The sequence below is a fragment of the Deinococcus metallilatus genome, from assembly GCF_004758605.1.
Lineage (GTDB): Bacteria > Deinococcota > Deinococci > Deinococcales > Deinococcaceae > Deinococcus > Deinococcus metallilatus.
The window spans coordinates 1,295,829-1,317,085 of record NZ_CP038512.1 but is presented as its reverse complement, the minus strand read 5'-3'; the positions used below and the strand labels follow the sequence as shown (position 1 = coordinate 1,317,085).

Here is a 21,257-nt window from a genome sequence, read left to right as displayed (position 1 = left end):
CTCCACTTCCGGCACCCCACCAAAAACGGGCGCGTCAGGCGCTACCCTGATTCAGTGAGCCTCACCCCCGCCGAACTGCAAACCTACCTCTCCGCCCTGGTCAACGGGGAACTCAAGCTGTCCACGATGATCTGGGGACCGCCCGGCGTGGGCAAAAGCAGCGTGGTGGCGCAGGTGGCGCAGCGGCACGGCCTGGACTTTGTGGACGTGCGCCTCTCGCAGCTCGCGCCGACCGACCTGCGCGGCCTGCCGGTGCCCGAGGCGGACGGCCAGGGCAGCGGCGTGAGCAAGTGGTATCCACCGGAGTTTCTCCCCCGTTCCGGCCACGGCATCCTCTTTCTGGACGAGGTGAACATGGCCCCGCCCACGATGCAGGGCATGGCGCAGCAGCTCATCCTCGACCGGCGGGTGGGCAGCTACGTACTGCCCGAAGGCTGGTTCGTGTGGGCCGCCGGAAACCGCAAGGAGGACCGCGCCAGCGTGTTCGACATGCCCGCGCCGCTCGCCAACCGCTTCCTGCACCTGACCGTGCGGCCCGACTTCGACAGTTGGCGGGCGTATGCGTTGGGGCGCGGCCTGCACGAACACGTGATCGCCTTCCTGACCTTCCGCCCCGAGTTGCTGCACCACCTCGATCCCTCGCAACCCGCCTGGCCGAGTCCGCGCGCCTGGGAAATGGCCTCGCAACTGCACCGCGCCGGGCTGGACGTGGCCCCGGCCATTGGTGATGCGGCGGGCGCCGAGTTCAGCGCCTTCGTGCGCCTGTACGAGCAACTCCCCGACCTGGGCCTGGTGCTGCGCGGTCAGGGCGTGGGCCTGAGATTGCCCGACGAACCCAGCGTGCGGTACGCAGCGGTCGTGGGCCTCGCCGCCCGCGCCGCCGATGCCGACGAGGCCTTCCACGCCTTCGAGTGGCTCGCGGACGCCGCCGGGCCGGAATGGCTGCAACTGTATATCGCCACCCTGGTCAGCAAATTCCAGGCCCTCGGCCAACTGGGGGAACTCGCCGGGCTGCTGGGAAGGGACGAGCGGCTGGCGGGGCTGGTGCAGGGGACGCTGGCGCTGGCGGAGGGGGCGTGAGGGCGGCTTGTCGCTTGCGGCCTGTGGCTTGTAGAAGGGTGGGCTTTTTCCACAAGCCACAAGCCACGCGCCACACGCCCGCGCCAGAGGCGCGATGACCCCCGACTTCCACCACCTGATCTCCGGCTCGCGCCTGCGCCTGCGGGGCAAGTCGGCCTTTTTCGCCACCTTGCTGCTGCACGCGGAGTTCGTGCCCTCGCGCGAGGTGCTGGCGGTGGGCACGGACGGCGAGCGGGTGTACGTGAACCCCGAAGTGGCGGCGAGTCTGCCCCCCGATGTGCTGGACGGGCTGCTGCTGCATGAGGTGCTGCACGCGGCGCTCTCGCACGTTCAGCGGCGGGGGCCGCGCGAGAAGAAACGCTGGAACCGGGCGGCGGACCTGATCGTGAATGGGATGGTGGCTGCCGCCGGGTTGCCCACACCGCCGCAGAGCCAGCGCGACGAGCATCTGGAAAAACTCAGTGTGGAGGAGGTCTACACCGCGCTGGAGGGGCAGGAGGAAGGGGAAGGCGACGAGGCCGGGGAGGATTTGCTGGACGGTCCCCCCTCCGACGCACCGCCGAAGGGGAGCAAGCCCGGCCAGAATGCCGCGCGGCAGTGGCAGCAGGCCCTCGCCCAGGCGCGCAGCGTGGACGCGATGAGCGGCGGCAAGGGTGACGATCCGCTGGGCGCGCACCGCGAACTGGCCCGCCTCTCCCCCGCCCGGCTGGACTGGCGCGCGCAACTGTGGCGCTTCCTGGCGCGGACGCCGGTGGACTTCGGGGGCTTCGACCGCCGTTTCGTGGGGCGCGGCCTCTATCTGGAGGCGCTCGACGACGAGTCACTGACCGCGTTGATCGCGGTGGACACGTCCGGCAGCGTGGACGACCAGGCGGTGCGCGCGCTGGTCGGGGAGGTCCAGGGCGTGCTGGGGGCGTACCCCCATGTGAAGGCCATCCTCTATTACGCGGACACCGAGGCTTACGGCCCCTACGCCCTACGCCCCGGTGACACGATTCCCGCACCCGTCGGCGGCGGCGGAACCGACTTCCGCCCCATCTTCAAACTGGCGGACTCGCACGAGCCCGACGTGCTGATCTACCTGACGGACGGCTACGGCGACTTCCCGGAGCAGGCCCCCGGAATGCCGACGCTGTGGGTGGTCCCTCCCGGCGGCCTGGAGGACGAGGGCTTTCCCTTCGGGGACGTGCTGCGGTTGGAAGAGTAGGCCTATGCTGCGCGGGTGATTCGCCCCGCCTCGTTCGTGCCGTCCCTGCACGTGCCCCCCTCCGAAGACGCGCTGCTGTTCCTGTTCGAGGGAGGCCGCCTCCTCTTGCGCGAAGACGGCACGCTGCCGCAAGGCCGCCTGGAGGATTTTCCGCTGGACCTCGTGAACCCGCTCGGCACGCTGGACGGCACGCCCGCCCTGGCCGCCCGGCTGGTGGGCGAGGTGCCGGGCGGCTACACGCTGCGGCCCCTGCGCGGCACCTTCGGCGTGTTGCCCGAAGACCTGTTCGGCCTGGCCGGGTACGCGGGGCAGGTGATGGAGTGGGACCGGACGCACCGGTACTGCGGAGCCTGCGCTACCCCAACCCGGCGCAGTAGTCACGAGCTGTCGAAAGTCTGCCCGAATTGTGGCCTGACGGTGTACCTACCCGCGTGTGGCCCCGGTCGTCATGGTCCTCATCACGCGCGGCGAGGGCGCGGAGCGCGAGCTGCTGCTGGCCCGCAGTCCCCACTTCGCGCCGGGCGTGTACTCGGCGCTGGCGGGCTTCGTGGAGCCGTCCGAGACACTGGAGGACGCCTGCCGCCGCGAGGTGCGCGAGGAGGTCGGCGTGGAGATCGGAGGGCCGCGCTACTTCGCCAGCCAGCCCTGGCCCTTCCCGCACTCGCTGATGATCGCTTTTACGGCGGACTACGTGAGCGGCGACATCGTGCCCCAGCCGGGCGAGATCGAGGATGCGCGCTGGTACCGGGTCACGGAACTCCCCGGCCTGCCCGCGCCCTTCAGCCTGAGCCGCCAGTTGATCGACGCGGTGGCCGGAGGGAAGTGAGGGCCTTTACTCCATCAGCCCGGTCCGCAGTTGCCGCGCCTCCTGGGCTCCGTCCGGCGCGTGGGCCTCGGCCCAGCGGGCGGCGGCCTCGGTGTCGTAGGGCGTGCGACGGAAGGTCACGTTCCACCAGCCCGCGCGGCGTTCCAGCAGCACCCAGCGCGCCACCGGGTCCCCGTGCCCCTGCCGCGACACCGAACCGGCGTTGACGAAGGTGACGCCCCGGTGCGAGGCGATGTTCTCCCTGTGCGTGTGCCCCACGACCACCACACGGACACCGGGCCAGGCAGCCACCCGCTCCAGCATTTCCCCGGGCAGGGCGGGCCGCACGCCTTCCCCCTCTCCGGTGAGGAACAGGGCATCCCAGGGACTGTTCGTGCTGCCGTGGGCCAGCAGCACCTCGCCCCCCGCAACGGTCGCCGTCAGGGGGAGAGCGGCCAGTTCCGGGGGCACGCCGCCCAGCTCGCGTTCCACGAATGCGCGGTAGGTGCGGGTCCGGGGTTGCAGTTCGGCCGGGGCCGCCGTCAGGAACTCGTCCGTGTTGCCGCGCACGGTGGGCGGCGCCGCGTGGAGCTGGAGCGCCCAGGCTCCGGCGGGGTCGGCCCCGCCCCAGACGGTATCGCCCAGATTGCAGATCACGTCGGGCGCCGCGTTCTGGAGGTCAGCCAGCACCGCCTCCAGCGCGAAACGGTTGCCGTGAACGTCACTCAGGATCGCCACTCTCATGGCCGCCATCGTGACATCTCCGGACCCTTGCGCCAGCCACCTTCTGCGATATTGACCCCATGACCTTCTCGGAACTCGACCCCCGCACCCTCACGACGCTGGGGATGGAGCGGGCGCTGGAGGCTGCGGGCGAGGCCCGGGCCACCGCCGAAACCCTGACGGGCCTGAGCGCGCATCCGGACAGCCGCGTGCGGGCGCGGGTGGCGCGGCACCCCAACACGCCGGTGGAGGTGCTGGGAACGCTCGCCCCGGTGTTCCCGCGCGAGGTGCTGGACAATCCCGGCCTCCCGCTGATGCGCCTGGCCCGCCCGAATCTGCTGGGCGCCTTTCCGGCAGAGGGCGTGATCGCGCTGCTGGCCCTGCCGGGCGCGCCGGGCTGGGTGCTGGACGGCGCGGCGCGGCACGAGGACTTCGGCGTCAGGGCGGCGCTGGCCGCGCGGCCCGAGCTGAGCGCCCAGCGGGTGGAGGCCCTGGCCCGGGACGCCGGGTGGCAGGTGCGCGAGGCGGTGGCGGGCCGCGCTGGCCTCCCCGAACCCCTGGTGCGCCAGCTCGCCGCCGACGACGACTACGACGTGCGCAAGGCCGTCGCCGCCCGCCCCGACCTCCCCGGCGACGTGCTGCGGACGCTGGCAGCGGACGCGCACAGCATCGTGCGGGCCAGCGTGGCGCGGCGGCTCGACCTGCCTCTGGACTGCATGCTGACCCTGGCCGCCGACGGTGACGCGGACGTGCTGGCGACCCTGGCGCGGCGGGTGGACCTGCCCCGCGCCGTGCGCGAGTGGCTGGCCGGGCATGAGCAGCCGCTGGTGCGGAGTGCCGCGCTGCAAGCTTGGAGCGTACCCGCCGCCTGGCTGGACCGGGCCGAACATGACGCCGACCCCGAGGTCCGCGCCGCCCTGGCCCGCCGCCCCGACGCCGGAGCCGAACGGTTGGCCCGCCTCGCCGCCGCCGAGTCGGAAACGGTGCGCCGTGCCCTGCTGGAACGCAACGACCTCCCGGAGGACGCCGTGCTGCTGCTCGCCCGCGCCCCCGAGCAGGACATCCGCCTGCATGTCGCCAGCGCGGAGGGCCTGGCAGGCAGCGTGCTGGACGCGCTGCTGGCCGATGCCGATACCGCCGTCCGCACCATTCTCGCCGTGCGGCCCGATCTCGGCCCGGAGCGCCTGAGCCGCCTCGCCGCCGACCGGGACGCGGAAGTACGCCGCGCCGTCGCCTACGCCGAAGCTCCCGGTGAGGCCGCGCTGTCTGCTCTGGCCGCCGACGCCAATGCCGGAGTGCGCCGCGCCGCCGCCCGCCACCGTGACCTCCCCGCTGGGCTGCTGCCTGCCCTGGCCGCCGATCCTGATGAGGGGGTGCGGCTGGCGGTGGCGGCGCGTGAAGACCTGCCGGAAGAACTGCGCGAACAGTTGAGCCGCGACCCGGACGAGAGCGTGCGGGCGGAGGCGGCAGGCTCAGGGGACTCCGCCTAAAGCGGGATGCTCACGCCAGTTCAAGAGCGCAGACTGCCGGAGTGAAGGTTCCGCGTCCCCTCGCTCTGACAGTTGTCCTCCTCGTGCCCGGCGTGATCGTTCCCGCGCTGGTGCCACAGATGCCCGCCGATCTGACGAGCGAGGAGCGCAGCTTTGCCCGGCACGTCCTCCGTGATTCGGTCAACCTGCTGGACAATCCGTTCCAGAGGCTCCTGACCCGCCGCCTCCGGGTGGTAAGCGTCACGCCGGTGGGGATGGAGGGAACTTGCGGCGACCTTCCGTTCGTCAGCCGGGGGCTGTACTGGGCCAGAACACAGGCCTTGACGCTGTTCGGACTGCCGATGTGGGCGCTGACGGTGACGTGTGACGGGGCGCGGCTTGAGGGCCGCCGGTGACTTCCGCCAAACGGCCGACGCCCCAGCCTCTCTTCCCCGTCACACTGCCCCCATGACCGATATTCGCCTTCCCCTCGGTGGCCTCAAGTTCAGCGTGCGCGTCGCCATCCTCTGTGTCCGGGATGACCGCCTGCTGGCGAACACGGCCCAGGGGCTGGGCTTCTGGTTCCTGCCGGGCGGCGCCCTCGCCACCGACGAGGACATTACCACCTGCGCCGCCCGCGAGTGGGAGGAGGAAACGGGCACGTCAGCAGGACCGCTGCGGCTGGTGGGTGTGCTGGAGAACTTCTTCGGCCCACCCCACAAGCGGCAACATGAACTCGGCTTCTACTTCCGTATGGACGCGCCGCCGGAACTCCCCGACGAGCCGTTCATGGTGCTGGACAACGCAGAGACGCTCTGCGAGTGGGTCCCCCTGACGGAGCTGGCGGCGCGTCCCGTGTACCCCCTGGCCCTGAGCGAGTTCCTGACCGCCGGGCCGGGCGAGGTGCGGCACCTCGTCGAGCGGAGTTGAGGCTCAAACCTTCGTGAGGTTGGCGAACTTCACCAGCAGTTTCTTCGTGCCCGCCGAAGGAAAATGCACCGTGACCTCCTGGCGGTCGCCCATCCCCGCCACCGCCAGCACCTGCCCTTCCCCGAACTTGGGGTGCGCGACCTTCTCGCCACCCCGGTAAGCCATGCCTTCGGTCATCGGGCTGGTGTTCTTGACCGCGCTCGGGCGGGTGGGGACGGTCGGGCGGTACTCCTTCCAGCTCTTGGCGCGGGCGTCGATCACCTGCCCGTAGGCATCCACCGTGTCGAAGCCGCCCTCGATCTCCTCCAGAAAGCGGCTGTCCTCGGTGGCGTTGGTCTTGCCGTACTGCATCCGGTTCTGCGCGGCAGTCAGGAACAGGCGCTCCATCGCCCGCGTGATGCCCACGTAGAAGAGGCGCCGCTCCTCCTCGATCCCGCCCGGCTCGATCAGCGCATTGCGGCTGGGCAGCAGGCCCTCTTCCGTCCCCACGATGAACACCGCCGGAAACTCCAGTCCCTTGGCGTTGTGGAGCGTCATCAGCGTCACGGCGTCTTCGGGCACATCCTTGTTCTCCTGCTTGGCGCGCATGTCGTCCACGCTGGAAAGCAGCGCGGCGTCGTCGAGGAAGTCCTGAATGGTCCCCTCGTTCTCGCGCGACCATTCCTCGGCGGCGCTGACGAGTTCTTCCAGGTTCTCCAGGCGGACCTGCCCCTCCTGCCCTTCCTGGCGCAGCAGGTCGAGGTAGCCGCTCGTCTCGATCACGTAACGGAGGAACGGTGCTGGTTCATAGTTGTCGGCGGCCTCGCTCATCGCGTGCATGAGCTGGGCGAACTCCACCGGCTTCTGCGCGCCCCGTTCCAGAATGTTGAGTTCCTGGGCATTCGCGCAGGCGGTCAGGATCGAGGTCCCGTTCACCCGCGCCCACTCCATCAACCGCTCCAGCGCCGTGTCCCCGATGCCGCGCCGGGGCCTGCCGATGATGCGGCGCAGCGCCACGTCGTCGGCAGGGTTGATGGCGAGGCGGGCATAGGCCAGCACGTCCCTGATCTCGCGGCGGTCGTAGAAGCCCACGCCGCCGACGATCTTGGCCGGAATACTGACGCGGCGCAGGGATTCTTCAATGACGCGGGACTGCGCGTTGGTGCGGTACAGCACCGCCATGTCCGCGAACTTCATGCCCTCGGCGTGCAGCCGCGTCAGCCACTCCGCGACGAAATCGCCCTCGGCGCGGTGGTCGGTCGCGCGGTGGAAGAAGACCGGATGCCCGTCTTCCTTCACGGCGCGCAGCGTCTTGTCCAGCCGCTCGGCGTTGTTTTCGATCAGCTTGTTGGCAATGGTCAGGACGCGGGCGCTGGAACGGTAATTATGCTCCAGCATATAGACCTTGGCGTCGGGGTAATCTTTTTGAAAGTCGAGGATGTTCTGAATGTCTGCGCCGCGAAAGCGATAGATCGACTGGTCGGGATCGCCCACCACAAGCAAGTTTCTGTCCCTTGAAGCCAGCAGCCGCGTCAATTCATACTGCGCCTTGTTCGTATCCTGATACTCGTCCACGTGAATGAACTTCGCGCGGTCCCGCACCCGGTCGAGGACGGCGGGCACTTCTTTAAACAGACGGACGGTTTCGGTAATCAGGTCGCCAAAATCAATCGCGTTCTGCCCCTTCTTGCGGGCCTCGTAGCGGCGGTAGACCTCGGCGGCGGACTCACGCGGCAGGCCGCTGATAAAGGGCTCGGGGTGGCGGGCGAGGTCGGCGGGCGTCAGCAGATTGCTCTTGGCACGGTCCAGAATGCCGCGCAGCACACGTGGATTGGTGTCCGGGCCGATGCCGGGAATGGACCCCATGATCTCCTTGAGGATGTCCATCTGGTCGTCGTCGTCGTAGATCACGAACCCGCGTTTCAAGCCGATATGTTCGCCGTACGCGCGCAGAATGCGGACGCCCGCGCTGTGAAAGGTGCTCATCCACAGCCGATCGGCCCCGCTGACGAGATGTTTGGCCCGCTCGCGCATCTCGGCGGCGGCCTTGTTGGTAAAGGTCACGGCCAGAATCTCGCCGGGGTCCACGCCGTAATGCTGAATCAGGTGCGCGATGCGGTAGACCAGCGTGCGCGTCTTGCCGCTGCCTGCCCCGGCGATCACCAGGGCCGGGCCGGTGTAGTGGTCGGCAGCCTGCGCCTGGTTGGGGTTGAGCTGGGAAAGCAGGGGGGATTCGGGCAGGTCCGGCACGGAAGTCACCGTAAGATTCTAGCAGGTGGGGTTATGTTGGGGGCGTAACAGCGCGAGCGAGGATCGCCCGGATGAGGTCAGCTTTCCCGGCCTGGTATGCGCCCCGGTCATGCCCGAACTTCTGCGCCAGTTCCCGTTTCACCCCGGCGTAAGCTCTGGCATCCTCCGGGTGCGCCCGGAGATGATTGCGGAAATGGAGATGCTCGCGCCAGTGCGCGCTGTCCGCCTCCACGACATGCAGGTGAAAGCCCCGCAGCAGGTTCCCTCGTGGTTTGAGATAAACCCGCCAGCGTTCATTCGGCGACTTGTAAAAGCTGTACTCGGCAGCCAGGAGCCGAGCATCGTCCTCCGGATTCCAGGGCCAGGCAGCGGTGCCGAGCATCAGGTCCACGGTAGGCTTGGCGTCCATTCCGGGGACGGCCGTGCTCCCGATGTGCTCGATCTCGGCAATGCGGTCACCGAGAATCCCTCGTAACAGCGTGATCTCCCGGTTGGCCCACCACGGCCAGCGGGGATCATAGCCCTCCACCTTCACCGCCTCCCGCGCCGGATCACTCATGTCTGCCAGCCTACCCCTGTCCCCCGCCCGGTGCCGCCTTTCGCCGCGCCTAACCCTGTTAGCCTCCCCTGAATGGACCGCACGACGAGCATTGCCCTGGGCAGCGTGGTGGTGGCCGCCGTCGTGCTGGCCCTGAAGTTCCTCGCGTACCTGCTGACCGGCAGCGTGGCCCTGTACTCCGACGCGCTGGAGAGCATCATCAACGTGGCGGCGGCGCTGGCCGCGCTGATCGCCCTGCGGGTCGCCGTCCGGCCTGCCGACGCCAACCACCCCTACGGCCACACCAAGGCCGAATACTTCAGTGCGGTGGCTGAGGGCGTCCTGATCGTGCTGGCGGCGGTGAGTATCGCGCGAGAGGCCCTTCCAGCCCTGCAACATCCCCGCGCCGTGGACGCTGCCCCCGCCGGACTGCTGGTGAACCTGGGGGCCAGCGTGCTGAATGCCCTGTGGGCCGGGGTCTTGCTGCGGGCAGGCCGGGCGGCGCGGTCGGTGGCGCTGCTGGCCGACGGGAGGCACATTCTCACCGACGTGGTGACCAGTATCGGCGTGCTGCTCGGGGTGCTGCTCGCCCGCCTCACCGGGCTGCACTGGCTGGACCCGCTGCTCGCGCTGCTGGTCGCCCTGAACATCCTCTGGAGTGGCTGGGCGCTGATGCGCGAGAGCGTGGGCGGCTTGATGGACGCCGCCGTGGACCCCACCACGGAGGCCCGCCTCCGCCAGGCGATGAGCGAACACGCCGAGGGCGCGCTGGAAATGCATGACCTCCGCACCCGGCACGCGGGCCGCATGACCTTTGTGGAGTTTCACCTCGTCGTGCCAGGGGCCATGAGCGTGCAGGAGGCCCATACCATCTGTGACCGCCTGGAAGACGCCATCCGCGCCGAGCTTGAAGGCGCCGCCGTCACCATCCATGTCGAGCCGCAGGACAAGGCCAAGCATCATGGGGTGCTGGTGATCTGAAGGGGCAGCGTCAGTGGGCGGCTCTCGCCGGGACGCCGCGTCTCACGTATGCCCTCTGCGGGCGGGAGGACAGGCAGTGCCGCCTGAGAGCGTGTTTCAAACAGGTCCTCATCCAAGGTGAACTGCGTCTGCCTGGCGTGCCCGTTCACCCCATCCCAACCTCCCCCTCAAGGGGAGGAGCAAAAAAGCCGTGCTGATCGTGCCTGTGGGAAACTCAGCCTGACTTTTAAAACACGCTCGGAGAACCTCCGGGAACTGGGGGCCCTGTCCAGGCAGGAGGCACCCGCCTACACCTCCAGGTCACGCCTGGCCTTGCGAAACCGGTCCTCCAGAAACCTCTGGTGGGTCAGCAGTTCCTGGCCACCTGCCTGAAGCGTCGTGTTCAGGATGTCCTGCACGGCGTTGAGCAGGAGATCGAGCTGTTCGCGCAGCAGGTCGCGGCCCGTCTTGCCGTCCTGAAGGGGCGCGGTGCCCGCGAGCGTGGGCGGCAGCTTGAGGTAAGCCTGCACGGCGGTCGGCGCGTACTCGTCCCGGACCGCGCGTGCCAGATACGCCGCCTCGCTGCCCGACTGGCCCAGGCTGTCCAGGTAAGCCAGCGCCTCGCGGGTCCGCAGGTTCAGCGCGGCGAGCTGCGCGCGGGCCTCCCCCGGCAGGCGCTCGTCACGGAGATACGAGATGAAGAGGTCGGGAGCAGCGGGTGCGGGGGCGGGCGGCGGAGTCTCCAGCCGCGCCTTCGCCTGCCTGCGGGCCTCGCGGCGGGCCGCTTTGGCCGCCACCTTCTCCGCACGGGAGCCGAAGTTCCCCAGCGGGAAGCCGCCTCCCTGCTCGGGCAGGGCAGAGACGGACGGCGGAGCACCGAGGGGAGCGGCGTTCTTCTCACTGCTCCAGGTCAGTGCGGCCGTGAACAGCCAGATCATGCCCATCACGGCCAGCGGGAAAATCAGCCACCCAGCGCCCAATGCCATGAAGAACACGCCCGCGACCAACCCGGCCAGCAGTGCGGGCCAGCGTTCCCGCCAGCGGTGAAAGGCCCGCGAGCCGAAGAATCCCAGCAACATCCCCGCCGCCGGGTGAACCACCCAGTCCGCCCCCAGCGCCGCCAGCCCCACCACCACACCTGCCGCCAGCGCCACCGCCTGCCATTCCCGGCCTCGCCGCCCGAAAATCACCGACGCCCAGAACATCAGCGCGAACGCGGCCAGCGGGTGAACCATCCATCCGAACATACCCCACCCTACGCCTTCCACGGGTCGCGGGTTCCCCAAAGGAGTAGGGGCCGAAGCCCACGGCTCCAGCCCCTACTCACCACTGACCACTTCCCACTTACTTGCGGAAGCTCGGGTTCAGCACCTTCTTCCGCAGCCGGATGCTCTGCGGCGTCAGCTCCACCAGTTCGTCGTCCGCGATGTATTCCAGCGCGTCTTCCAGCGAGAGGCGCTTGGGCGGGATCAGGGTCAGGGCCTCGTCCGCACCCGCCGAACGGATGTTCGTCAGCTTCTTGTTCTTGCAGACGTTCACGTTCATGTCCTGCTCGCGGGCGTTCTCCCCCACGATCATGCCCACGTACACATCCTGACCGGGGTCGATGAAGAAGCTGCCGCGGTCCTGAAGCTTGAAGATCGAGTAGGCGAAGGCCGACCCGTCTTCCATGCTGACCAGCGACCCGTTCTGGCGGGTCTTGAGGTCCCCGGCCCAGGGCGCGTACCCGTCGAAGATGTGGCTCATGATGCCCTCGCCCTGGGTCATCGAGAGGAACTGGGTGCGGAAGCCGAAGAGGGCGCGGGAGGGAATCTTGAACTCCACCCTTACGCGGCTGCCCTGCGGCTCCATGTTCACCATCTGGCCCTTGCGCGCGCCCAGCACGCCGATCACGCTGCTGGCGTGCTGCTCGGGCACGTCGATCACCAGATGTTCGACCGGCTCATGCTTCTGTCCGTCGATCTCGCGGGTGATCACCTGCGGGGCGCCCACCTGCACCTCGTACCCCTCGCGGCGCATGGTTTCCAGCAGGATGGAGAGGTGCAGCTCGCCGCGGCCCGACACCTTGAATTCGTCGGGGCGGATTTCCTCCACCTTGAGGGACACGTTGGTCATGACTTCGCGCTTGAGGCGGTCATTCAGGTGGCGGGAGGTGACGTACTTGCCTTCCTTCCCGGCAAACGGGCTGGTGTTGGGCTGGAAGAGCATGCTCACGGTCGGCTCATCCACCGTGATGATCGGCAGCGCCTCGGGGTCCGCGAGGTCGGCCACCGTCTCCCCGATCTGCGCGTCCTCGATCCCGGCCAGGGCCACAATGTCCCCGGCGCTCACCTCGTCCACCTCGATGCGGCGCAGGCCCAGGTGAGTGAAGGGCTGGATGACGCGGGTCTTGGTCATCGTGCCGTCCTTGTGGATGAGCTGCACGAATTCGCCCTTCTTCACCTTGCCGCGCTGCACCCGCCCCAGCACGATGCGGCCCAGGTATTCGCTGTAATCCAGGTTCGTGACGAGCATCTGAAAGGGGGCGTCCAGATCGACCTTCGGCGCGGGAATCTGTTCCAGCACCATGTCGAAGAGTTCGTGCATGTCGGGCTGGGGGTGGTCCAGGTCCTTGAACGCCTTGCCTTCGCGGGCGACGGCGTACAGGATCGGGAAGTCGAGCTGGTCGTCGTTCGCACCCAGTTCGGCCATCAGGTCGAAGGTGAGGTTGACGACCTCTTCCGGGCGGGCGTCCTGGCGGTCGATCTTGTTGATGACCACGATGGGCTTGAGGCCCAGCTCGATGGCCTTGCGCAGCACGAAGCGGGTCTGGGGCATCGGGCCTTCCGCCGCGTCCACCAGCACCAGCGCGCCGTCCACCATGCCCAGCACGCGCTCCACCTCGCCGCCGAAGTCGGCGTGGCCGGGCGTGTCCACGATGTTGATCTTGACGCCCTTGTACTCGACCGCCGTGTTCTTGGCGAGAATGGTGATGCCGCGCTCGCGTTCGAGGTCGTTGCTGTCCATCGCGCGTTCGGCAATTTCCTCGCCGTGCTTGAGTTCCAGCGTCTGCTTGAGCATGCCGTCCACCAGCGTGGTCTTGCCGTGGTCGACGTGCGCGATAATGGCGATGTTGCGGTATTCCATAGTTCAGCTCCCTTGCTCGGAGCGGCTGGCTCTCAGCGGTCAGCTTTCAGCCATCAGCTCGGTTGTCGGCACGAAAAAGCCCGCCGCACGGCACCTCGGAGAAGCAGGAACGCTCGGAGGGCTGGCGTGGGCGGGACACCCAAACAGGTATTTTAGCAGATAGCTGGGCGGTTTGGTCAGGGTAGACGGTCAAATCGCCCGGCCTTTCTGCTACCCTATTCCTACCTAACGAGCGTTTGTTTCCGCCCCTTCGGAGGTCCGCATGAAAACCAAGAACGAGTGGATGCAGAGCGTCTACCAGCCCGCCACCCAGAAGTTCCCCGAGCGCAAGTACAACTTCAAGAACCTGTCCGATATGGACCCCGAGCCGATCTACACGGTGGACGACCTGAAGGACTGGGACGCCGAGCGGGACCTGGGCTACCCCGGCGAGTTCCCCTACACGCGCGGCGTGCAGCCCAGCGTCTACCGCGGCAAGCTCTGGACCATGCGGATGTTCGCGGGCTTCGGCAGCGCCGAGCAGACGAACGAACGCTTCCACGCACTGCTGAAGGCCGGGCAGACGGGCTTATCGACCGCCTTCGACCTCCCCACGCTGATGGGCTACGACTCTGACCACCCCTTCAGCAAGGGCGAGGTCGGCAAGTGTGGCGTGGCGGTGTCCTCACTGGCGGACATGGAAATCCTGTTCCGGGGGATCGACCCCGAAGCGGTCACCACCTCCATGACCATCAACAGCCCCGCGAACGCGATCTGGGCCATGTACATCGCCAACGCCCAGAAGCAGGGCAAGGACCTGACGAGGATCGGCGGGACCATCCAGAACGACATCCTCAAGGAGTTCATCGCGCAGAAGGAGTTCATCTACCCGCCTTCTCCCAGCGTGAAACTCGTGATCGATACCTTCGAGTGGGGACCCCGCGTGGTGCCGAAGTGGAACTTCATCTCGGTCAGCGGCTACCACATCCGCGAGGCGGGGGCGACGGGCGTGCAGGAACTCGCCTTCACGCTGGCGGACGGCTTCCACTACGTCGAAAAGGCGCTGGAGCGGGGGCTGGACATCGACGAGTTCGCGCCGCGCATCTCCTTCTTCTGGGACATCCACAACGACTTCTTCGAGGAGATCGCCAAGCTGCGCGCCGCCCGCCGCATCTGGGCGCGGCAGATGCGCGACCGCTACGGGGCGAAGAATCCCCGCTCTTGGATGCTCCGCACGCACTCGCAGACCGCCGGGGTCAGCCTGCCCGCGCAGCAGCCGCTCAACAACATCGCCCGTGTGGCGATTCAGGCCCTCGCCGCCGTGCTGGGCGGGACGCAGAGCCTCCACACCGACGCCTTCGACGAGGCGCTGGCCCTGCCGACTGAGGAGGCCGCGACCATCGCCCTGCGGACGCAGCAGATCATCGCCTATGAAACGGGCGTGGCGGGCGTCGTCGATCCCCTCGCGGGCAGCTACTACGTCGAGAAGCTGACGAACGATATCGAGGCCGCCGCGATGGGCTACATCGAGCAGATTCGCGCGCTGGGCGGTGTGGAAGCGGGCATCGAGAGCGGCTTCTTCCAGCTTGAAATGGCGGAAGCCGCCTACCGCTACCAGCGCGAGGTGGAAACCAAGGACCGCATCATCGTGGGCGTGAACGAATTCGTCCAGGACGCGGTGGAGGTGCCGATCCAACTGATCGACCCCCAAGTCGAGCGCGTGCAGGAAGCCCGGCTGGCCCAGGTGCGCCGCGAGCGCGACCCCAAGCGCGTGGAGGCGGCCCTGGGCGCCCTGCGCGACGCCGCCGTCACGGGTGCCAACACCATGCCCGCCTTCCTGGAAAGTGCCCACGCCTACGCCACCCTGGGCGAACAGATGGACACGCTGAAGAAGGTGTACGGGGAATACGTGGAGCCGGTGCTGGTGTGACGGTGAGGGGTTGGTAGGAAGTGGTCAGTGGAAAAAACAGAAGGTGGGCCATTCCAGTTCTGGCGGCCCACCTTCCTCTTTTCCCACTGACCACTCACCACTTCCCACTGACGGTCTTCAGAACGTATAGCTCTTCGGAACCACCACCACCCCGTTCTCGGTGATCGTGAAGCCGCGCGCGCGGTCCTCATCGTGGTCAAGGCCGATCTTGGTCCCAGGGGGGATGGTCACGTCCTTGTCGACGATCACCCGGCGCAGGTGTGAGTGACGCCCGACCTCCACGTTGTCGAACAGCACGCAGCTTTCGACCAGCGAGTAGGAGTGGGTGCGGACGTTGCGGCTGAGGACGCTGTCGCGCACGGTACCGCCACTGATGATGTCGCCCCCGGCCAGGATGCTGTTGAAGGCCTGGCCCTTGCGGCCCTCGGCCTCGTGGACGAACTTGGCAGGCGGACTGAATTCGCTGCTGGTCCGCAGCGGCCACTCGGGATTGTAGATGTCGAACTCGGGATTCACGCTGACGAGGTCGAGGCTGGCGTCGAAGTAGGCGTCCAGCGTGCCCACGTCCCGCCAGTACAGGTTGGGGCTGCTCTGGCCGGGGATGGGATTCTGGTGGAAGTCGTAGGCCTGCACGTGGTAGCCGTCCGCCAGGGCGCGGGGCAGCACGTCGTGGCCGAAATCGAAGCCGTCCGACTCGGCGCTGATGCTGGTGTGCAGCAGTTCCTCCAGCGCGCGGCGCGAGAAGATATAGTTGCCCATACTGGTGAGGCTGGTGTTGGCATCGCTGGGAATGCCGGGCGGATTCTTGGGTTTCTCCAGAAACTCCGTCACGCGCCAGCGGTCATCGACCTGCATCACGCCGAAGCGGTGCGCCTCGGTGCGGGGCATCGGGTAGGCGGCGATGGTCACGTCGGCGCGGGCGTCCATATGCGCCGCCAGCATGTGTTCGACATTCATCTTGTAGATGTGGTCGCCGCTGAAGATCGCCACGTAATCAGCATCGAAGTTGTCGATCAGGTGCAGGTTCTGGTAGACGGCGTCGGCGGTGCCGCGGTACCACACCGCGCCCAGTTCCTCGTAGCGGTACATCTGGGCGGGCACCAGCGTGATGAAGTAGTCCTGAAGGAAGGTGCCGAAGCGCCAGCCCCGCTGGATATGCTCGGTGAGGCTCTGCGCCTTGTACTGGGTCAGCACGTAGATCGAAAAGACGCCCGAGTTGATGAAGTTGTTGATCGCAAAGTCGATGATGCGGTACTTGCTGCCGAAGGGCACGGCGGGTTTGGAGCGTTTGAGGGTCAGTGGCGCGAGCCGGGAGCCTTGCCCTCCCGCCAGGATCATGCCCAGAACTCGTGGCTTCATTTCATTCCCCCCTTGGATTCACCGGGATGTGGGATGACCGGACCTGCCGGGGTCCGTGACGGAACGTCCCCCTGGAGACAGGTCGAGACTCCACAGGGACGCAGTGAAGGTGCTGCTCGGGTTTCAGTGTAGCGGGTCGGACGCGGCAACTGGGCGCACTCATGAGCAGGCAGCCGAAGGTAAAGAATGGATAGGCGCCGCTCAACCCCGTCCAGACGCGAAGGAAGCCAGGGCTGGCCCGGCCCCGCCTCACACCGACTGGCCCTGATTCCAGAACATCCGGGAAAGCGCCGGATGTTCTCCAATGGCCGGAGGCTCAGGGACGGCCCCTCGCCTGTCTTGCCGGAAGCGCCCTAGGCTGACCCGCTCATGGTCCATCGCCGCCAGCCGGTATTCTCTTCTTCTCGCTTCGCTCGCCCCTCGTCCGCGACTCACCTGAAGTTGGGATCAGCCTCCCAGGAAGGCCGCCAACGCCCGCGCCGCCTCGTCCGGGGTGGAGGGGGAGGCTCCGAGTTGCGTCCTGGCCCAGGTCAGTTGCCGTTTGGCGTACTGCCGCGTGGTGAGCGCGATCTGACGGGCGGCCGCCTCGGGCGTCAGGGCCCCAGTGGAGACGGCCAGCGCCTCGCGGTAGCCGAGGGCCTGCCAGGCCGTCGGGCGGGGGTCCCGGTCGGGCGGAACCTGCCGGGCCAGCCAGGCCGCCTCCTCCGGCCAGCCCTCCGCCAGCATGGCCCGGGTGCGGGCGGCGATACGCGCCTCCAGTTCCGGCCAGGGGCGCGTGAAGGCGAAGACGCGGTAGCGGAAGGCGGGGGAACTGTACCCGAATTCACCCGGAAACTTCCCGGTGCGGCGGTACACCTCCAGCGCCCGGACCACCCGGCGCGGGTTGCGTTCCAGCCGGGCGGCCTCGGCGGGGTGGGCCGCTTCCACCTCGGCCAGCAGGGCGTCCAGGCCGCGCACCGCGAGATCGGCCTCCACCTCGGCGCGCACCTGTGGGTCGGCGGGCGGCGTGAGGGGCAGGCCACGCACCAGCGCCGAGAGGTAAAAGCCGGTGCCCCCCACCACCAGCGGAAGGGCACCGCGCTCCAGCACATCCGCAATCGCAGCTTCCGCTTCCCGCACGTAGCGGGCCACGTCGTAATCCTCGGTCACGTCAGCCACGTCGAGGAGGTGGTGGGGAACGTCCGCGCGCTCGGCGGGGGTCGGTTTGGCCGTGCCGATGTCCAGGCCCCGGTACACCGTGAAGGCGTCCGCCGCGACCACCTCCAGGCCGAACCGCCGCCCCAGGTCCAGCGCGAGGGCGCTCTTGCCCGCCGCTGTCGGCGCCGTGAGAATGGGGACGCGCGTCACGGGCGCGATTCTAGAGCCTCCCCGACCCAGTTCCGTGCCAGGATGAGAAAGGGCTTTTCTCTCCCTGCTTGAACCCTGACAAATGCGCCCGGACCGGAATGGTAGCTTGGAGGGCATGAACGAGCCGGTTTTCGCGCGCCTCCAGCACCTGATGACCCTGCGTGAAGAGGTCGAGACGCTCGGCCTGGGCGGTCCCTGGACGCCGCCCGCCGACTGGGTGGACCAGGGCACGCACCTGCTGCTGCTCCTCGACGTGCCGGGCGTGGACGCGGGCACACTGGAACTCCACGAGGAGGGCGGCAGCGTGACCATCGCGGGCCGCCGCGAGATGCCCGAACGTGCCCTCAGCGCCGAGCGGCCCGGCGGCACCTTTACCCGCACCCTCCCCTTTCCGGAAGCCGTGATCCCCCAGAGCGGCCAGGCCAGCCTGAACGCCGGAGTGCTGAGCGTGCGCTTCGAGAAACGTCACCCGACCATCGACGTCCACGCCAGTGACACGAATCAGGCATAACGCATAACAAAGAGGTGGGGCGCCGCCCGGTGCAGAGCGAGCATGTACAGGTCCTCCTCCAGCACCGGCAAGGCCGGACCTGACTTCCGAGTTGCTCCGGCGGGCTGAAGCCTTCAAGCGTCAGCCACCGGCAAGTAGTCCATCACACCCGTGAGTGTCGCGCAGGGTGCGAGCAGCGCCCGGACGTGACGCGCGACGGCTGCCGCCAGCTTGGGGGGCACCGCGTTCCCGATCTGCCGCGCCACTTCGGTGCGGCTCCCCTGGAACACGAAGTCGTCCGGGAACGTCTGCAACCGCGCCGCCTCGCGGTGGGTGATCGGGCGGTGCGCCTCGGGGTGCAGGTAGCAGCCCTTCTCCGGTTTGAAGAACTCGGTGCGGATGGTCAGCGCGGGCGCATCCCAGCGCAACCTGCCGAAAACATCGGTACTGCCCGTGGGCTTGTCCAGCCAGCACCGGGGCGTGATGTCGGGCCGGGCCCGCATCAGGTCAAAGCGGTTGCCGCCCGGGGGCACCACCCGGTAGCGTTCCAGGGACACCGGGGTCGGCTGACGACCCCAGTGCAGATCCTCGCCGGTGGGATCGAGGGGGAGGTCCCCGATGGCCCCGCGTACGGTGAGGGTTTCGAAGGTCGGGACGGGGAGGCTGGCCTGCCCGCCCCGCAGGCCGACCACGAAGCCGCGCCGCCGTTTTTGCGGCACGCCAAAGTCCTCGGCGCGCAAGACGCCCTGCGCGACGTCGTAGCCCGCCTGCACCGCCGCGGCCCGGAAGGTCGCGTATTCCCGCGAGGCCAGAAACTCCGGGACGTTCTCGATGACGAACGCGCGGGGACGCACGTCGTGCAGGGCCCGCAGGTAGTGCCCCCACAAGGCGTTGAGTTCACCGTGCCGGGTGAGGCGGCTCTGCGTCGCGCTCATCCGCCCGAGAGGAGAAAAACCCTGGCAGGGCGGGCCACCGACGATGACCTCGGCGGGGTACTGGGCGAAGCTGACGACGTCCCGGACATCGCCACAGCGCACGTGGTTCCCGAAGTTGGCGGCGTAGGTGGCGGCGGCAGGAGGATCAAGCTCCACCGCGAACACGGACTGAAAGCCTGCCTGCCTGAAGCCCAAAGAAAGGCCCCCCGCCCCCGAGAAGATGTCGATGATGCGGGGGACTTCGGGCAGGGACGCCATCCATGGAGTCTACCAGGGCGGCTCCAGGGGCCAACCCCTGGCCGGTCACGTGGGACCGCGTGGAATCGGAGCAAGTCGGGATCAGGCCGCACCCTCATCCCCCGGTGGGCCGCCCGTGGGGGAGCCTGACCCCGAGGCGGCCGACCCAGGGGCCTCTCCTTTCGGCGTGCCTGAGTTCTGCCTGCCGACGTTCATCTGTCCCTCGTCTGTCAAGCTGCGGCGTCCCGGGTGGCATCGGGTGGCACCAAACGCAAAAACCCCGGCCAAGCCGAGGTTTCGTGGTGGGCGGTGAGGGATTTGAACCCCCGACCCTACGCTTGTAAGGCGTACGCTCTACCGCTGAGCTAACCGCCCGCACCTGCCCCGCAGGAGCAGCCCGCCCATGCTAGTCGGGCAGGCGCGAGGGGTCAAGCGGTCACGCCGGGTCGGGCGGGAACTGCACCCCACCCAGGCGGCGGTTCAGGTCGGCGGCCAGCGCGAGCAGGCGGCCGTCACTCCCCGCCGGGCCGGTGAGCAGCACGCCAGTCGGCTCCCCCTCGTGCGGTCCGGTCGACACCGTCACGCTGGGATACCCGGCCTTGGCGCCCACCGCGTACCCGTGCAGGCCGGGCCACAGCAGCGCGTCGAGGCCCAGGGCGAAGAGGGGGTCAAGGCCCCGCGTCCGGGTCTGGTCGAGGTCGCGGGCGCGTGCCTCGCGGTAGGCCCGCTCGCTGAGGTCGCCTCGGGTGGCCTGCGCCGCGTACAGCAGCGTCTGGCCGTAGCGCTGGAGGCGTTCGGGATCGGCGTCGTTCGCCTCGATGATCTCGGTCAGGCTGCGGGGGCCGTCCTGCACGCCCGCGAGGTAGGCATTCAGGTCGTGCTTGAACTCATAGACCAGCACCTCCAGCCGCCAGCCGCTCAGTTCGGGCGCGCTTTCCAGCGTCACGTCCCGCAAGGTCGCGCCCGCCTCGATCAAGGTGGCCTCGGCGCGGGAGAGGGCGGCGCGTTCGGCCTCGCTGACTGGCCCGCCGGGCGGGTCGCGCAGCACGCCGATGTGGGCACCCGCCAGGGCGTCCGCTTGCAGGGTCAGGTCGGGCACCGGGAGGCGGCGGCTGGCGGGGTCGGCCTCGTCGGGTCCGGCCATCACGCCGAGGAGCAGGGCGGCGTCACGCACGGAGCGGGTGATCGGCCCGGCGGTGTCCTGGCTGTGGCTGATCGGCACGACGCCCGTGCGCGGAATCAGGCCCACCGTCGGCTTCAGGCCGATGACACCGTTCTGCTGCGCCGGACTCAGGATGCTGCCGCTCGTCTCGGTGCCGATGGCGGCCACGCACAGCCGGGCGGCCACCGCCACGCCGCTGCCACTGGAGCTGCCGCCCGTATCCAGCCCCGCACCCCAGGGATTCACGGTCTGCCCGCCCACCCCCGAATACCCGTTGGGCATCCCCAGCGTCATGAAGTTGGCCCACTCGGTCAGGTTGGCCTTGCCGAGAATCACGGCCCCGGCGGCGCGCAGGCGGGCGACGAGCGGCGCGTCGGCCTGGGGCACATGCCGCGTCATCAGGAGGCTTCCGGCGGTGGTGGGGAGGCGCGCCACGTCGATGTTGTCCTTGATCAGCACTGGTACACCGTGCAGCGGGCCGCGCTGGCTCTCGGGGAGGGCGTCCAGCCGTTCCGCGTCGGCCTCTGCCTCCCCATTCACAGTGATGACGGCGTGCAGGCGGGGATTGTGGGCCTGGATGCGGGAAAGGTATGCGCGCGTGACTTCCAGCGCCGTCAGGTCGCCCCGGCGGATCGCGGCGCTCAGCGCGGCGGCGTCGAGGTCGAGGATGGGGTCAGGCATCTGTGGAGAGGACACTCCGACAGTCTAGGCCACGTCTACCCCGCGTTCCGACTGGGCGGGACGCGGTGCG

18 protein-coding genes, 1 tRNA gene and 1 pseudogene are annotated in these 21,257 nt (G+C 68.5%); 10 read left to right on the top strand and 10 right to left on the bottom strand.

What is annotated here, in order from left to right:
• Positions 1-54: 54 nt before the first annotated feature.
• The 4 genes and pseudogenes from E5F05_RS12350 to nudC all read left to right on the top strand — a co-directional run bounded on the left by E5F05_RS12350 (position 55) and on the right by nudC (position 3,113).
• Positions 55-1,080 carry an ATP-binding protein gene (locus E5F05_RS12350; protein WP_129118929.1) on the top strand — a complete coding sequence of 342 codons (1,026 nt, stop codon included), beginning with the start codon at positions 55-57 and terminating at the stop codon, positions 1,078-1,080.
• Positions 1,081-1,174: 94 nt separating this feature from the next.
• Positions 1,175-2,287 (top strand): vWA domain-containing protein, encoded by a 1,113-nt coding sequence (locus E5F05_RS12345; protein WP_129118928.1) that lies wholly within the window; start codon positions 1,175-1,177, stop codon positions 2,285-2,287.
• 15 nt (positions 2,288-2,302) lie between these two features.
• A pseudogene (locus E5F05_RS22000) lies at positions 2,303-2,665 on the top strand (NUDIX-like domain-containing protein); the annotation flags it as partial.
• A 55-nt stretch (positions 2,666-2,720) separates the two neighbouring features.
• Positions 2,721-3,113, top strand: a complete 393-nt coding sequence (gene nudC, locus E5F05_RS21650; protein WP_241687150.1) for an NAD(+) diphosphatase — start codon at positions 2,721-2,723, stop codon at positions 3,111-3,113.
• A gap of 6 nt (positions 3,114-3,119) precedes the next feature.
• On the opposite strand, the gene E5F05_RS12335 is transcribed toward nudC, so the two are convergent.
• Positions 3,120-3,845 (bottom strand): metallophosphoesterase family protein, encoded by a 726-nt coding sequence (locus E5F05_RS12335; protein WP_306461359.1) that lies wholly within the window; start codon positions 3,843-3,845, stop codon positions 3,120-3,122.
• A gap of 50 nt (positions 3,846-3,895) precedes the next feature.
• Between E5F05_RS12335 and E5F05_RS12330 the strand changes: the two genes are divergently transcribed.
• From E5F05_RS12330 to E5F05_RS12320, 3 genes are read left to right on the top strand one after another with little or no spacing between them, the layout of a single operon-like run.
• Positions 3,896-5,305 (top strand): hypothetical protein, encoded by a 1,410-nt coding sequence (locus tag E5F05_RS12330; protein WP_129118927.1) that lies wholly within the window; start codon positions 3,896-3,898, stop codon positions 5,303-5,305.
• A 41-nt stretch (positions 5,306-5,346) separates the two neighbouring features.
• Entirely contained in the window at positions 5,347-5,700 is a 354-nt protein-coding gene (locus E5F05_RS12325; RefSeq protein WP_129118926.1) for a hypothetical protein, read from the top strand.
• 52 nt (positions 5,701-5,752) lie between these two features.
• A complete protein-coding gene (locus tag E5F05_RS12320; RefSeq protein ID WP_129118925.1) occupies positions 5,753-6,214 on the top strand; it encodes an NUDIX hydrolase in 462 nt (153 codons plus the stop codon).
• Between the two features lie 3 nt (positions 6,215-6,217).
• Here the strand turns inward: E5F05_RS12320 and E5F05_RS12315 are convergent, their stop codons facing one another.
• Together E5F05_RS12315 and E5F05_RS12310 are read right to left on the bottom strand one after the other, a co-directional pair.
• Entirely contained in the window at positions 6,218-8,452 is a 2,235-nt protein-coding gene (locus E5F05_RS12315) for an ATP-dependent helicase (RefSeq protein ID WP_164973458.1), read from the bottom strand.
• Positions 8,453-8,474: 22 nt separating this feature from the next.
• Positions 8,475-9,002 (bottom strand): GrpB family protein, encoded by a 528-nt coding sequence (locus tag E5F05_RS12310; RefSeq protein ID WP_129118924.1) that lies wholly within the window; start codon positions 9,000-9,002, stop codon positions 8,475-8,477.
• Between the two features lie 72 nt (positions 9,003-9,074).
• Here E5F05_RS12310 and mntE point away from each other — a divergent pair, with 72 nt between their 5' ends.
• Entirely contained in the window at positions 9,075-9,962 is an 888-nt protein-coding gene (gene mntE, locus E5F05_RS12305) for a manganese efflux transporter MntE (RefSeq protein ID WP_129118923.1), read from the top strand.
• Positions 9,963-10,249: 287 nt separating this feature from the next.
• Here the strand turns inward: mntE and E5F05_RS12300 are convergent, their stop codons facing one another.
• Positions 10,250-11,188 (bottom strand): hypothetical protein, encoded by a 939-nt coding sequence (locus tag E5F05_RS12300; RefSeq protein ID WP_164973457.1) that lies wholly within the window; start codon positions 11,186-11,188, stop codon positions 10,250-10,252.
• Between the two features lie 97 nt (positions 11,189-11,285).
• Positions 11,286-13,067 carry a translational GTPase TypA gene (gene typA / locus E5F05_RS12290; RefSeq protein WP_129118920.1) on the bottom strand — a complete coding sequence of 594 codons (1,782 nt, stop codon included), beginning with the start codon at positions 13,065-13,067 and terminating at the stop codon, positions 11,286-11,288.
• A gap of 262 nt (positions 13,068-13,329) precedes the next feature.
• On the opposite strand from typA, the gene E5F05_RS12285 reads away from it, so the two are divergent.
• Positions 13,330-14,976: a methylmalonyl-CoA mutase family protein gene (locus E5F05_RS12285; protein ID WP_129118919.1), complete on the top strand. Its 1,647-nt coding sequence runs from the start codon at positions 13,330-13,332 to the stop codon at positions 14,974-14,976.
• A 117-nt stretch (positions 14,977-15,093) separates the two neighbouring features.
• Here the strand turns inward: E5F05_RS12285 and glgC are convergent, their stop codons facing one another.
• Together glgC and miaA are read right to left on the bottom strand one after the other, a co-directional pair.
• Positions 15,094-16,335 carry a glucose-1-phosphate adenylyltransferase gene (gene glgC, locus E5F05_RS12280; protein ID WP_129118918.1) on the bottom strand — a complete coding sequence of 414 codons (1,242 nt, stop codon included), beginning with the start codon at positions 16,333-16,335 and terminating at the stop codon, positions 15,094-15,096.
• Positions 16,336-16,782: 447 nt separating this feature from the next.
• Entirely contained in the window at positions 16,783-17,682 is a 900-nt protein-coding gene (miaA, locus tag E5F05_RS12275) for a tRNA (adenosine(37)-N6)-dimethylallyltransferase MiaA (RefSeq protein WP_129118917.1), read from the bottom strand.
• 115 nt (positions 17,683-17,797) lie between these two features.
• Here miaA and E5F05_RS12270 point away from each other — a divergent pair, with 115 nt between their 5' ends.
• Positions 17,798-18,193, top strand: coding sequence for an Hsp20/alpha crystallin family protein (locus tag E5F05_RS12270; protein WP_129118916.1), 396 nt, complete (start codon positions 17,798-17,800; stop codon positions 18,191-18,193).
• A gap of 113 nt (positions 18,194-18,306) precedes the next feature.
• Here E5F05_RS12270 and E5F05_RS12265 read toward each other — a convergent pair whose 3' ends face one another.
• From E5F05_RS12265 to E5F05_RS12255, 3 genes are all read right to left on the bottom strand, one after another.
• Complete coding sequence (locus E5F05_RS12265; RefSeq protein ID WP_129118915.1) at positions 18,307-19,365, bottom strand: DNA cytosine methyltransferase; 1,059 nt, start codon at positions 19,363-19,365, stop codon at positions 18,307-18,309.
• 279 nt (positions 19,366-19,644) lie between these two features.
• Positions 19,645-19,719 (bottom strand) — tRNA-Val (locus E5F05_RS12260).
• Positions 19,720-19,780: 61 nt separating this feature from the next.
• The gene (locus E5F05_RS12255; protein WP_129118914.1) at positions 19,781-21,187 is read right to left on the bottom strand and encodes an amidase family protein; all 1,407 of its coding nucleotides are present in this window, start codon (positions 21,185-21,187) and stop codon (positions 19,781-19,783) included.
• Positions 21,188-21,257 lie beyond the last annotated feature (70 nt).

Coding starts and splice junctions, on each gene's coding strand:
- E5F05_RS12345 (WP_129118928.1), top strand. CDS start 1,175: ATGACCCCCGACTTCCACCACCTGATCTCCGGCTCGCGCCTGCGCCTG.
- E5F05_RS12335 (WP_306461359.1), bottom strand. CDS start 3,845: ATGGCGGCCATGAGAGTGGCGATCCTGAGTGACGTTCACGGCAACCGT.
- E5F05_RS12330 (WP_129118927.1), top strand. CDS start 3,896: ATGACCTTCTCGGAACTCGACCCCCGCACCCTCACGACGCTGGGGATG.
- E5F05_RS12320 (WP_129118925.1), top strand. CDS start 5,753: ATGACCGATATTCGCCTTCCCCTCGGTGGCCTCAAGTTCAGCGTGCGC.
- E5F05_RS12310 (WP_129118924.1), bottom strand. CDS start 9,002: ATGAGTGATCCGGCGCGGGAGGCGGTGAAGGTGGAGGGCTATGATCCC.
- mntE (WP_129118923.1), top strand. CDS start 9,075: ATGGACCGCACGACGAGCATTGCCCTGGGCAGCGTGGTGGTGGCCGCC.
- E5F05_RS12300 (WP_164973457.1), bottom strand. CDS start 11,188: ATGTTCGGATGGATGGTTCACCCGCTGGCCGCGTTCGCGCTGATGTTC.
- typA (WP_129118920.1), bottom strand. CDS start 13,067: ATGGAATACCGCAACATCGCCATTATCGCGCACGTCGACCACGGCAAG.
- E5F05_RS12285 (WP_129118919.1), top strand. CDS start 13,330: ATGAAAACCAAGAACGAGTGGATGCAGAGCGTCTACCAGCCCGCCACC.
- glgC (WP_129118918.1), bottom strand. CDS start 16,335: ATGAAGCCACGAGTTCTGGGCATGATCCTGGCGGGAGGGCAAGGCTCC.
- E5F05_RS12270 (WP_129118916.1), top strand. CDS start 17,798: ATGAACGAGCCGGTTTTCGCGCGCCTCCAGCACCTGATGACCCTGCGT.
- E5F05_RS12265 (WP_129118915.1), bottom strand. CDS start 19,365: ATGGCGTCCCTGCCCGAAGTCCCCCGCATCATCGACATCTTCTCGGGG.
- E5F05_RS12255 (WP_129118914.1), bottom strand. CDS start 21,187: ATGCCTGACCCCATCCTCGACCTCGACGCCGCCGCGCTGAGCGCCGCG.